Origin of the sequence: Apibacter sp. B3546, from assembly GCF_009827885.1 — a bacterium.
Classification (GTDB): Bacteria; Bacteroidota; Bacteroidia; order Flavobacteriales; family Weeksellaceae; genus Apibacter.
The window spans coordinates 30,227-42,767 of the sequence record NZ_WINW01000034.1 but is presented as its reverse complement, the minus strand read 5'-3'; the positions used below and the strand labels follow the sequence as shown (position 1 = coordinate 42,767).

At 31.7% G+C, this 12,541-nt stretch carries 10 protein-coding genes; 8 read left to right on the top strand and 2 right to left on the bottom strand.

Annotated features, from left to right (window positions below; all coding sequences use genetic code 11):
* The first annotated feature begins 11 nt into the window (after positions 1–11).
* The 8 genes from GFU93_RS06770 to GFU93_RS06735 all read left to right on the top strand — a co-directional run bounded on the left by GFU93_RS06770 (position 12) and on the right by GFU93_RS06735 (position 11,355).
* Complete coding sequence (locus tag GFU93_RS06770; protein ID WP_221411331.1) at positions 12–1,724, top strand: ribulokinase; 1,713 nt, start codon at positions 12–14, stop codon at positions 1,722–1,724.
* Between the two features lie 184 nt (positions 1,725–1,908).
* Complete coding sequence (locus tag GFU93_RS06765) at positions 1,909–3,936, top strand: transketolase (protein WP_160568229.1); 2,028 nt, start codon at positions 1,909–1,911, stop codon at positions 3,934–3,936.
* Between the two features lie 576 nt (positions 3,937–4,512).
* Positions 4,513–4,713, top strand: coding sequence for a hypothetical protein (locus GFU93_RS06760; protein ID WP_221411560.1), 201 nt, complete (start codon positions 4,513–4,515; stop codon positions 4,711–4,713).
* 344 nt (positions 4,714–5,057) lie between these two features.
* The gene (locus GFU93_RS06755) at positions 5,058–5,252 is read left to right on the top strand and encodes a hypothetical protein (protein ID WP_160568225.1); all 195 of its coding nucleotides are present in this window, start codon (positions 5,058–5,060) and stop codon (positions 5,250–5,252) included.
* Positions 5,253–5,786: 534 nt separating this feature from the next.
* The gene (locus GFU93_RS06750) at positions 5,787–6,644 is read left to right on the top strand and encodes a hypothetical protein (protein WP_160568223.1); all 858 of its coding nucleotides are present in this window, start codon (positions 5,787–5,789) and stop codon (positions 6,642–6,644) included.
* Between the two features lie 26 nt (positions 6,645–6,670).
* Positions 6,671–7,816, top strand: coding sequence for a thiol-activated cytolysin family protein (locus GFU93_RS06745; RefSeq protein ID WP_160568221.1), 1,146 nt, complete (start codon positions 6,671–6,673; stop codon positions 7,814–7,816).
* 594 nt (positions 7,817–8,410) lie between these two features.
* A complete protein-coding gene (gene pafA, locus GFU93_RS06740) occupies positions 8,411–10,084 on the top strand; it encodes an alkaline phosphatase PafA (protein ID WP_160568219.1) in 1,674 nt (557 codons plus the stop codon).
* A gap of 80 nt (positions 10,085–10,164) precedes the next feature.
* Entirely contained in the window at positions 10,165–11,355 is a 1,191-nt protein-coding gene (locus GFU93_RS06735; RefSeq protein WP_160568217.1) for an OprO/OprP family phosphate-selective porin, read from the top strand.
* 229 nt (positions 11,356–11,584) lie between these two features.
* On the opposite strand, the gene GFU93_RS06730 is transcribed toward GFU93_RS06735, so the two are convergent.
* Both GFU93_RS06730 and GFU93_RS06725 read right to left on the bottom strand, forming a co-directional pair.
* Complete coding sequence (locus tag GFU93_RS06730; RefSeq protein ID WP_160568215.1) at positions 11,585–12,094, bottom strand: TlpA disulfide reductase family protein; 510 nt, start codon at positions 12,092–12,094, stop codon at positions 11,585–11,587.
* A 67-nt stretch (positions 12,095–12,161) separates the two neighbouring features.
* Positions 12,162–12,524 (bottom strand): hypothetical protein, encoded by a 363-nt coding sequence (locus tag GFU93_RS06725; RefSeq protein WP_160568213.1) that lies wholly within the window; start codon positions 12,522–12,524, stop codon positions 12,162–12,164.
* Positions 12,525–12,541 lie beyond the last annotated feature (17 nt).

The following is a 12,541-nucleotide window of genomic DNA, read 5'->3' as shown; positions in this document are numbered from 1 at the left end:
GTAAAAAAATAATGATCGCCGTCTCCAATCAAACGAAACTTCAAACTAAACCCAAAAAAATGCAATTATCCAATAATTTAGTAATAGGATTAGATTATGGTACAGATTCCGGAAGAGCAATTTTAATGGATGCAGAAACCGGAAAAGAATTAGCCTTATCAATCAAAGAATATCCAAGATGGAAAAAAGGATTATATTGTAATCCTGTAAAGACCCAATTTAGACAACACCCTTTAGATTATCTCGAAGTTCTCGAATATATCGTTAAAGATGTTTTATATAAAGTGCCGGGAGCAGCCGCTCGCGTGAAAGCCATCAGTACGGATATGACCGGTTCAACCCCGGTAGCGGTAAATAAAGAAGGTACCCCGTTGTCTTTGTTGCCTGAATTTGCCGAAAATCCTGATGCCATGTTTATTTTATGGAAAGATCACACAGGGCAAAAAGAAAATGAATATCTGAATGACTTTGCGAAAAAATGGCATATAGACTATACTAAGTCTGCCGGTTGTGGAGATTATTCCACAGAACACTTTTGGACCAAAGCATTACATATATTTAAGATCCGCGAAATAAGACAAGCCGCCTATTCTTTCGTCGAGTCCAGTGATTGGTTGCCTGCCATACTTTGTGGGTTAACTAAGCCCGAAGAGATCAAAAGAGGAATGGGCATAGCCGGATCTCGGGTAATGTGGAACAAAGAATGGGGGGGATATCCTCCCAATGAATTCTTTAAATCATTGGATCCGTCTTTAGATGGCTTAGTAGATACGTTTAACAAAGAAGCATATACTTGCGATCAAGTCGCGGGAACGATCACCAAAGAGTGGGCTAATAAATTAGGTCTTCCGGAACATGTACTTATTGCCGTTGGTAATTTAGATTGTCATGCAGGTGCAGTTGGTGCGGGAGTAAAAGATAAAGCTATGGTGGAGATAGTGGGGACTTCCACTTGTGCCATTACCGTAGGACCTAAGAGCTTAGGGAATAAATTAGTACCGGGAATTCCTCAACAAGCTGATGATATTATTCTTCCCGGTATGGTAGGTTTTGAAGCAGGTCAATCGGCTTTTGGAGATTTATATGCCTGGTTTAAGAGATTGCTAATGTGGCCTTTAGATAACATAATGCTAAAATCGAATATTGGAGATCCGGAGACACGACAAAGTTTAAGAGATGAAGTTTATGCTGAAATGATTCCTAATTTGGCCAGACAAGCGAAAATCATTCCTCCCAAAGACAGTCAGATTGTATCTACCGATTGGATTAATGGCAGAAGATCTCCTAATGTAGATTATGAATTAAAAGGAACGATAACAGGAATAGCTTTATCCAGTGTAGCTCCTTTAGTTTATAAATCTTTAGTGGAAGCAACTGCTTACGGGGCTAAAAATATTATTGACCGTTTTATTGACAACGGAATAAAACTTAAAGAAATTATTGCCGTTGGGGGAATATCTCAAAAATCACCATACGTAATGCAAGTCATGTCGGATGTTATTGGAATGCCTATTAAAGTTATTGCAACCCGTGAGGCGTGCGCTTTGGGAGTTGCCATGTGTGCTGCTGTAGTTGCGGGAGTATATAAAAATTTACCCGAAGCACAGAGTAAAATGGGAATGGAAATTTCAAATATCTATTATCCTAACCAAGAATATAATAAACATTATAATCAGGAATTTAATAAATATTTGAGTTTAGAAAATATCAAAGAGATCATATAAATTAGTTTTCAAGGGTATTGGAGGATCTGTCTCTATGAGCATATAGAGACAGAACTCACCCTTAAAAAATTATATAAAAGAATAATAATAATTCAATAATCAAATTTTTCACAATATTGCTCTGAATAATTGAAGTAAGTGCAATTAAAGCGTAAATTTGAAATCCAAAATTTTATAAAGTACAATGACTGATATTAAAACATTAAATAGAGCAGCAGACAATATTAGAATATTAGCTGCATCAATGGTAGAAAAAGCAAAATCAGGCCATCCTGGAGGAGCCATGGGGGGTGCTGATTTCATTAATATATTATATTCGGAGTTTTTGGAATATGATCCCAAAAATCCTAGATGGGAAGGAAGGGACCGATTTTTTATGGATCCGGGACATATGTCGCCCATGTTATATTCAGTTTTGGCATTGGCCGGAAAATACTCGATGGATGACCTTAAGAACTTTCGTCAATGGGGAAGTGTTACTCCGGGACATCCTGAGTTAGATGTTGAAAGAGGAGTTGAAAATACTTCCGGACCTTTAGGACAAGGTCATGCTTATGCCGTGGGAGCGGCAATAGCTGCAAAGTTTTTGAAAGCTCGATTAGGAAATTTAATGAATCAAACCATCTATGCCTTTATTTCTGACGGAGGAATTCAAGAAGAAGTTTCACAAGGGGCAGGAAGGATAGCCGGACATTTAGGATTGGATAATCTGATTATGTTTTATGATTCCAATGGAATACAACTTTCTACTCAAGTAAAAGAAGTTAATCAAGAAAATGTAGCTGCAAAATATGAAGCCTGGGGTTGGAAAGTAATTACTATAAAAGGAAATGATGCTTCAGAAATACGTAAAGCCTTACATGAAGCAAAAGCAGTTAACGACAGGCCTACTCTTATCATAGGAAATACTATCATGGGAAAAGGAGCCGTGGATGCCAATGGGCAATCCTTTGAAAATAAAGTATCCACACACGGTCAACCATTAGGGGAAGCCGGAGGTAGTTTAGCAAAAACCATTGAAAATTTAGGAGGTGATCCGAATAACCCATTTATTATTTTTCCTGAAGTTCAGGCATTATATGCAAATAGAGCCAAAGAATTAGAAGAAATAGTAAAAAATAAAAAAGAAATAAAAGATCAATGGGTAAAAGAAAATCCTGAATTAGCCGAAAAAATGGAAAAATGGTTTTCGGGTGCTGCACCAAATATCAATTGGTCTGAAATTACACAAAAACCCAATGCCGCTACAAGAGCAGCATCTTCAACGGTGTTGGAAACTTTAGCTAAACAAGTTGACAACATGATTGTATCTTCTGCCGACTTGTCAAATTCAGATAAAACGGATGGCTTCTTAAAGCATACCCATCCATTTACCAAAAACGATTTTTCAGGAGCATTTTTACAAGCAGGGGTAGCTGAATTTACTATGGCTTGTTTATGTGTGGGAATGAGTCTTCATGGAGGTGTAATTCCTGCGTGTGCCACCTTTTTCGTTTTTTCTGATTATATGAAACCTGTAGTTAGGGTTGCCGCATTAATGGAACAGCCGGTTAAATTCATTTGGACTCACGATGCTTTCAGAGTGGGAGAGGATGGGCCCACTCATGAACCTGTGGAGCAAGAAGCACAAATACGTTTGATGGAAAAACTGCAAAACCATAAAGGTAAAAATTCCATGCTAGTCTTAAGACCGGCAGACGTTCAGGAAACAACTGTTTCTTGGAAATTAGCAATGGAGAATACACATACTCCAACAGCTTTGATTTTGTCTAGACAAAACATTAAGGATTTACCGACTAAACAAGATCGATTTAATGAATCCTTACAAACTTCTAAAGGAGCTTACATAGTACAGGAAGATGAGGGATATGAAATAATTTTACTGGCTTCCGGTTCAGAAGTTTCCACTCTGGTGGAAGGAGCTGAATTACTAAAAAAAGACGGTATAAAAACAAGAGTTGTATCCGTACCATCAGAGGGATTATTCAGATCACAACCTAAAGACTATCAAGAGTTGGTTTTACCTAAAAATAAAAAGAAATTCGGATTAACTGCAGGGCTTCCCGTTACTCTTGAAGGATTGGTTGGAGAAAATGGAAAAATCTGGGGAATGAATTCTTTTGGATATTCTGCTCCGGCTGCTGTTTTAGATCAAAAATTAGGATTTACCCCTGAAAATGTATATAAACAGGTAAAAGAAATTTTGGGTTAATTAGGTAATTAGTACCTATGTTGTAATCATACTAACTCTATGAATTCAAGAAAGGAGAATTAATATTTTAATTCTCCTTTTTTCTATATAAAAAAAATCAGAATAATTTATGTAAACTAGTTAAATATTAGGGTTTATGTGTGATAATAGAACAAAATAAATTAAAATATATATTATATAAAATAATTATATTCTTTTTTACGTTATTTTAATTATATTGATTATCTTAATATGATAAGACATACATTAGGTGCTTATTATTGTTTATATAAATTTTAGTTATGATTTAAATGTGGATATTTTTAATCAAGACACCAGGTATTAATTAAAAAAAGTAATTTTAACAAATAATCTAAAATTATAAAAAATGAATCTTAAAAAGTGTGTATTATCCGGTATTCTTTCCGGATTTATTCTTAGTAGAATTTTTTAATCATGTAGCAGCGACGATATTGCTGATTCTAATATTAATTTTTTTGTTCCGTACGATTTCTAAACAAGTTAGATAAGGGGATATCTGTAAAGCCTAACAGGTGAAACAGATATCGATGAAAAACGATGTTCCACGTAAGGAAAATGAAATTAATTTTAGGAGATAAGTTTTCAAAAGCGGATTTAATGAAAGGAACAATAATTGAAAAAGCGATTTTATATCCCGGATCTTTATTAAGAGGAGAGTCATTTGTTAACGGAAACTATGAACCATTAATCCTAACGAATTCTTTTAATGTGGTTATTATTATATCTTACGATCAATGGGGTCAAAGTAAGTATTAAAAAAGATGCTTTACCTAAGGAAAGTGAAGTTTCACAAGCTCTAACCTAAGTAAAAACTTGTAATTCCGGTTATTTTTCTGAGAATTATATTCCGGCTAATTATACGTAAAATAGTGAGAGAGTTACTACGGTTGATAGTTTTAAGAAAATTATCAATTTACATGTAAAATCTAATTTTTCATCCCTTGTAAATTCCACTTTTGATTACTATTATAATAATTCCGTTTTAAAAGCATCCAGCTATTTTTTGGTAAAAACTAAGACAAACAGTTTATTCAGCGGGTATAGATCTTGTTAATTGGACGAATTAGGTAGAAGGTAATATAAAAGCATAGGAAATTGGTTTGTATGAACCGGTATATATCAGCAATATAGATTATGGTAGGGTAGCTTATTTATTAATTGAAACAAATAAGTCAGCGAAGAATACCGGTATAATGGTAAAAGGTGCAGTTGATTACAAGATAGGAAAATTAACATCAGGAGAGAATTATTTAAAGAATGAAGAATTGAAAAAACTGTTTAATACAAAAATATGAATGTCTCCGTGTTAGGTGGGCCTTCCAATTGAGTCATTTCCTATGACGAATTTATTAATTATATGAATTTATATGGAAAAGATGTCATCATTTCCTCTTCTGCACCAATTTCATATATTTTTCGTCGTTTGAAAGACAATACAAAGGTCGAAATCGTGAATAATTACGAAGAAGTCAGAAAAGAACTCCAACAATTATGCACCAAGTTTAAATTTTAGCTTCAATACTTTTCGTGGTATTGAGGCTAATTTTAATAAGGAGTATTTGTTTTGTTATAAGGTAAATATTCGTATTATCATCCAACTATGATTTTTGCCTTGATATTTTATGGTTTGGAAGTGTTTCCACATGTTTAATGCGAAATTAAAATTCTCTTTTTTATATAAATTATTATATAACAAAATATTTAATATATATTGATTTATCTAGTATTTGTTGCGTTAATAGAACAAAACAAAATAAATTTTAGTTAATTGTAAAATAATTTATTAAAATCTACGTTAATACAGTATTAATTAAAAATAAAAACTAGCTATGAAAAAATTAATGCTTTTGTTTTTGCTAATGGTTATTATATATTCATGCAGCGATTCTGATACTAATGATTTAAATCTAACTACAGATCAAAACCTAATTGAAAATCCAACATTTTCAATAAAATTTGTCAAAGCTTCCAATGGATCAACCATGAATAATCTTCAGGTAGGAGATTCTCTTGTATTAACTTATAAAATTACTGGTGCCACTATTAAACCGGATGAAGCATTTACTATCATGCCTCAACCAGGAGGTCCTATTTCTCATCAAATGTTAGGAGAAGATTATGATCTATATTTTAAAAATAAAAAGGTCGATAATATTTATACAGTTGAAAACGAAGGTAAATTTACTCTATATATTAAAAAAGCAGGTAATTTTAGTCATACCTATTGTGCTTTTATTGTAAATGCTAAAAATAATGAAATTCCTAAAAAATTGATTTCGAAGAGTGAACTATTTTTTAACTCTGTGAGAATTGTTGCATATAATTATGAAATCAGGCTTAGGAAATCGTCTACTTGGCATCATTCTTTAAATGGTGTATTTCATAAACTTTATATAGATACAGGAAATGAAGTGTATGATAAATATCTTGAGAATCTAAGCTATAACGTATATTATAATTCGCGAAGTTTCGAACAATCTAATTTTCGCAATAAAGAGAACAGAGATTTTTATGATGTTCAAAAAGTTGAAGGAGGAAAAAGAGCATACATAATAAATACTATTGATAAAATTATTTTCAAAAAAGATGTAAATGGGATAATAACCAATATCGAATACAAAAATATTCCTGTAGTATCCTATGGAAGGAAAGATGATTGGGGAACAGAAGGAAATAATAATCTTTAATAATAATAATCTAAAACTATACAGAAATGACTTTAAAAAAAAATTTAGTATCCGTTCTGATTTTAGGATTTATCCTTGGTAGTGTGTTTAACTCTTGTAGTAGCGACGATGATGCGGTTTCCGGTAGTAGGGGATTGCGTGAAGTGAAATTTCATTCCGAACCGGATATGGAAATATCTACAAAATTTACAGGAAATACAAGTATAGATGCTGATGGTGTACCTCGTAAAGAATACGAAATCGTTACGCGTCGTTACAACGAATTTTCGGTTGCAGATCTCATGAGTGAAGCAAATATTGAAAAAACAATCTTATACCCGGGAAGCATACTTAGAGGAGAATCTTTTTTAAACGGAAAGTATGATCCGGTAGTTCTTCATAATTCATTTAATCCGGTTACCTTGTTTCTAACAATTAATGGATCTAACAGAGAAATTAAAAAAAATGTCGTTCCTAAAGGTAGTGAAGTTTTTCAAGCATTGACGGACTTAACATTAGGAAATTCAGCCTTTTTCTCATCTAAATATATTCCGGCAAATTATACATATGAAAGTGAAAAAGTTACAACGGAGGAAAGTTTTAAAAAGACAATAAATCTGCATATAAAAGCAAGTTTTGCCGGTATAGCAAATTCTTCTTTTGACTATGATTATAATAAATCAAATGTGAAATCATCAAGTTATATCTTGGTTAAGTTAAGACAAACCGTATATTCTGCAGGTATAGATCCGGTGCACTGGTCAAACTGGGTACAAGGAGATATTAGTCTTTTAGATAGCGGTCCTTACGAACCGGTATATATCAGCAGTATAGATTATGGTCGAGTAGCCTATTTGCTGATTGAAACTAAAAAGTCTTCACAAGAAACCAGTAATATGGTTAAAGGAGCTGTAGACTTTAAAATTGGTAGAATTTCTGTAGGCGGGAATTATCAAAAGAATGAGGAATTTAAAAAGTTGTTTAACTCCAATAAAATAAAAGTTTCTGTGTTGGGGGGTCCTTCAAAAATTGTCACCAATTATAATCAATTCATGGATTATATGGAGCTATTTGGAGAAGAAAATGCAATTTCTTCATCTGCGCCTATTTCATACACCATACGACGTTTAAAAGACAATACTCAAGTGGATATTGTTAATACATATGAAGAGGTTAAAAAAGAATACAGATAAAATAATTTATTAGCATTTAAATTTAGCTTCAATAATGTTTAGAGTATTGAAGCTAAATTTTTTTTAAAAAAAAGCATTTTATTAAATTGAAAGCATATTGGCCTATTGAAAAATTTTCTTCATTTTTCTTTAATCAATTTAATCTATTGATAATTATATAACTAAAAAAAACATATTGCTTAAAAGATACAACATAGATAAACCTTTATTTTTAACATCTTTTCCGATAAATTATATAATTTAAAAACCTTTGTTAAATTTATAGCTTAAATCAATTTAATAGATTAAAATCCATATAAAGGAAATTTTATTGAAATTAAATTTATTATTAATTTAATTGATAAATTTTTTTATATTTGGAAACAAGATATAAATAATAATTATGATTAGGATTTATTACGATAATTTCTATAAATTGATTCAATTTATAGATTTAATTATATTAAATTCATTATAATATATGTTTCTTTATTTTAAATAATAACAAAATTGATAAAATATTGAAAATAAAGCTACAATTTCTATAAAATAAATACATAATACATATAAGATTATCTTTATTTTGTAACCAATTTTTTGAACTATATACATCATATGAAAATAAAAAAAATTACTCTCACATTGCTGACTTTGATGACTCTATATGGATCATTAGAAGCACAAAATAGAACACAGGTAGAAAGACCCAAGTTAGTAGTTGGTATCATTGTAGACCAAATGCGATGGGATTACCTATATCGATTATATGACAGATATGGAAATGCAGGTTTTAAAAGACTCTTAAATGAAGGATTTTCATTTGAGAATTGCATGGTAAATTATGTTCCATCATTTACAGCCATAGGACACAGTACGGTTTATACCGGATCGGTTCCTTCCATACATGGAATTGCAGGAAATGATTATATAGAGCAAAACACCGGCAGGAGCATTTATTGCACAGAAGACTCCAAAGTAAAAGGGGTAGGATTGGATGATCCGGAAAACAAAGTAGGGAAAATGTCTCCGTATAATTTAAAAGTATCAACAGTTACCGACCAGCTTAAATATGCTACCAATTCAAGATCAAAAGTAATAGGTATTTCTTTAAAAGACAGAGGAAGTATATTACCTGCAGGACATGCAGCAGATGCCGCCTATTGGTTTGATGCAAAAAGCGGAAGATGGATAACCAGTACCTACTATATGAAAGAATTACCGAAATGGTTAAAAGAATATAATTCTAAAAATATGCCGGAAAAATATTTAAGTAAAGATTGGAATCCAACATATCCCATTTCAACTTACATACAAAGTCCGGATATCAAAATGCTGGGTAAATATGAAGTAGGATTTAAAGGATATGAAACTCCATCTTTTCCAATGAAGACTTCCCAAATGATGAAAACATTAGGTGTAAGCTTGATTCAATACACACCCTATGGAAACACGACCACGACAGATATAGCTAAGTTGGCGATTGATCATGAAAATTTAGGAAATAACAAAACAGGAGATACCGATTTTTTAGCAATAAGTTATTCTTCTCCCGATAAAATGGCTCACCATTATTCAATCAATTCAATACTAACGGAGGATTCCTATATAAAATTGGATCAAGAATTAGCAGATTTGTTTAGCCATTTAGACAGTAAAGTAGGAAAAGGAAATTACCTGGTTTTTCTAAGTGCCGATCATGCAGGAATACCTAATGCAAATTTTATGAATGACAATAAAATGGCCGGTGCACTTCGAAGATTAACTCCGTACGAAAAGAAAATCAATGAATATTTGAAATCAAAATACGGAAGAGACGATTTAGTTAGAAGTTTTAATAACTATCAAGTAAATTTCAACTATACTGCAATCAAACAAGCCTCAATAAATTTAGAAGATCTTAAACAAACCTGTATTGATTATCTTCAAACCCTGGAAGGGGTCTTATATGCCGTTGATATGAAAAAAGCATCCATAGCAACAGTTCCTCAATATATTAAAGAAAAAATCATTAACGGGTATAACAGAGAATATTCCGGAGAAATACAGATTATTTTAGATGGAGGATCTTATGATTTTGAATACTATGATCCAACCAAAGGAGGTACGCATGGTACTTGGGGACCGGATGATGCGCACATACCTTTTATTTTAATGGGCTGGAAAATTCCTCACGGAAGCACTACAAAAGAAGTTTATATGACAGATATTGCTCCTACCATATCTGCATTATTAAAAATACAAATGCCTAACGGTGCCATAGGTAAACCCGTTGATTACATAATGAAGTAATATTAATTAAGTTTATTTCCTCTGAATTAATTAAACAATCTACAAATGTTCAGAGGAAATATTTTGAAGTTCTTGCAATTATGAATAGAAAAAATTTAATTGGTCTGTTATTTCTTATCGTTTTAGTTAGTTCTGTTAAAGCTCAAACACTCGAAATAAAAACAGGAACGAATACTGAGGATAATATAAAAATAACCATGGGAGGTCGAATAGCTTTTGACGGAGCTGTTTATTTTGATGATAAAACACCATTGGGTAACGGAATGACTATATCTGATGTGCGATTAACCTCCAAAATGCGATATAAAAAATGGGATGCAAAAATAGATTTTGGTTTTTCCGATAAAAAAGTAAATACCAAAGACATCCATTTAATTTATAATATTAATGAAAATTCCTGGGTTAAGTTGGGATATGCCGGAGAGCAACTCGGGTTGGAAAACTGGGAAAGTTCTGCATGGCTAAAATTTATGACGGCAGCAGCTAGTTCACAAGTTTTTGGTTCGGGGCGACAGCTGGGTTTTACCTATGTAAAATGGAATAAAAGAATATATTATAGCGGTGGCTTTTATACAGATAGCGATGCAATAACTAACAGCAAAGAAGGAAATCAAGGATATGCTTTTGTAGGTAAATTTTCAGTTGATCCTGTCAGTACTAATGATAAATTAGTTCATATAGGAATATCAGGAGAGTATAGAAACGGTAATCGTGATGGTTTGGATGATAATAAAAAAACCAAACGGATTATGAGTTACTCCGGAAATTTAAATACAAATGTTGAAAAAAAGAAACCCTTAGACATAACCATCACTAACGTTAAAGATCAGTACAGATGGGTGACGGAATTATTAGCGACTGCCGGACCTGCTTTTTTGCAAGGCGAATATTATTCGATTCATATCAATAGAAAAGCAAATAATCATTCGTATAACGCCGATGGCTTTTACGTGCAATCGGGTTTTTTAATACTTGGAGACAAAACCTATAAATATAATTTAGGGGACAGACGATTGAAAAAACCGGGAGATCATACTTTGGAAATGGCTATTAGATATGATTATACAGATCTTAATGATGGGATTTATAATGGGGAAATTTTAAAAGGGGGGAGAATGAGTGATTTATCATTAGCAGTAAATTACTATCTAAATAAATACATAGGTTTTAAAGTTAATTATTCCTACATTAATTTAGGACCTTATAACAATTATGGAACCAATAAAGAAAACATTAACTTAATTCAAGGAAGGGTTATGGTTGTGTTTTAAAAGTTTCCTAAAAACTATCAAATGATACTGTCATTGAATTTATTAATGGTAAAATCATAGCCTTGAAGGTTTCCAATATATTTAAAATTATTTGAAACATATCAATCTATAAATATTTATTTTTTAGATAAAATAGTATCAGTATAAAATAAAGTATAAAGCTAACTAGTAAATACCACAAAAAAAGCAATTACTATGATAATGAGAACGAATTAAGCTTTATCCAACTTTATAAGTTGGCAATAATTATAGATTCTAAATCTTTTTCAATAAGTAATTGCTCTTTAAATAAAACCTTACTTCCATTTTTATAAAAAACGGTTGCAGGTATACTTCCTTCCCATAGTGGATCAATAGCAGGAATCCATTGATCCATATTTTCGAGATCATTTAGAAGATAAACTTCGGTTGAAATGGAATATTTACGTATAAACTTTTTAACAAATTCAATATTTTTAACAGGATTTAAATTTATTAAGATCATTTTATAACCAACGTTATCCTTAAACCTTTCATTTACTTTCATAAAGGAAGGGATTTCAACAACGCAAGGCATACACCATGTAGCCCAAAAGTTAACGACTAAAAATTTATCATTCTCTTTCTCAATAATATTTTTAAAATCTGAAAAAGTGATTACTTTAATATCCTTGATTACATCTGTCGACGTCTTAGGCTGAGCTTTACCAATAATCGTAAATACTAGTAAAAATAAGCAGATATATATTTTTTTTATCATAAATTTATTAGAAAAGACGTAACATATCCTTTACAAATTTAATTATATCTGCACTTCAGTACATTACTTATTTATTCATTTCATCATATTGAGATTCATGAATAGGAAGAGACATGGGATTAGTTTCATCATAATAAATAGACAAAGAATCACCCACCTTACTTTTATCTTCAGGCATTTTCTTTATAATGGTTGAATGTAAATTACCTTTGTCATCTCTGTAAACGATATTCCAAACATTAATTTTTTCGTTAGCAATGGATACACCGCTTTGTTCTCCGGTAATTTCTGCCTTAGCTTTTTTTGAAGCAGCAACATTCATTACATTTTCAGGTGCAATAATAGTTGCCGATTCTTTTTTGTTTAATTTTGAACAGCTGTAACAAGCTAACAGAACTAAAATAATAGTAAAATAACTGATTTTTTTCATTTTTTTGTGATCATTTA

What these genes read in the sequence shown, in the direction of transcription:
- GFU93_RS06770 (WP_221411331.1), top strand. Translation starts at nt 12, where the DNA reads ATGATCGCCGTCTCCAATCAAACGAAACTTCAAACTAAACCCAAAAAA.
- GFU93_RS06765 (WP_160568229.1), top strand. Translation starts at nt 1,909, where the DNA reads ATGACTGATATTAAAACATTAAATAGAGCAGCAGACAATATTAGAATA.
- GFU93_RS06760 (WP_221411560.1), top strand. Translation starts at nt 4,513, where the DNA reads ATGAAATTAATTTTAGGAGATAAGTTTTCAAAAGCGGATTTAATGAAA.
- GFU93_RS06750 (WP_160568223.1), top strand. Translation starts at nt 5,787, where the DNA reads ATGAAAAAATTAATGCTTTTGTTTTTGCTAATGGTTATTATATATTCA.
- GFU93_RS06745 (WP_160568221.1), top strand. Translation starts at nt 6,671, where the DNA reads ATGACTTTAAAAAAAAATTTAGTATCCGTTCTGATTTTAGGATTTATC.
- pafA (WP_160568219.1), top strand. Translation starts at nt 8,411, where the DNA reads ATGAAAATAAAAAAAATTACTCTCACATTGCTGACTTTGATGACTCTA.
- GFU93_RS06735 (WP_160568217.1), top strand. Translation starts at nt 10,165, where the DNA reads ATGAATAGAAAAAATTTAATTGGTCTGTTATTTCTTATCGTTTTAGTT.
- GFU93_RS06730 (WP_160568215.1), bottom strand. Translation starts at nt 12,094, where the DNA reads ATGATAAAAAAAATATATATCTGCTTATTTTTACTAGTATTTACGATT.
- GFU93_RS06725 (WP_160568213.1), bottom strand. Translation starts at nt 12,524, where the DNA reads ATGAAAAAAATCAGTTATTTTACTATTATTTTAGTTCTGTTAGCTTGT.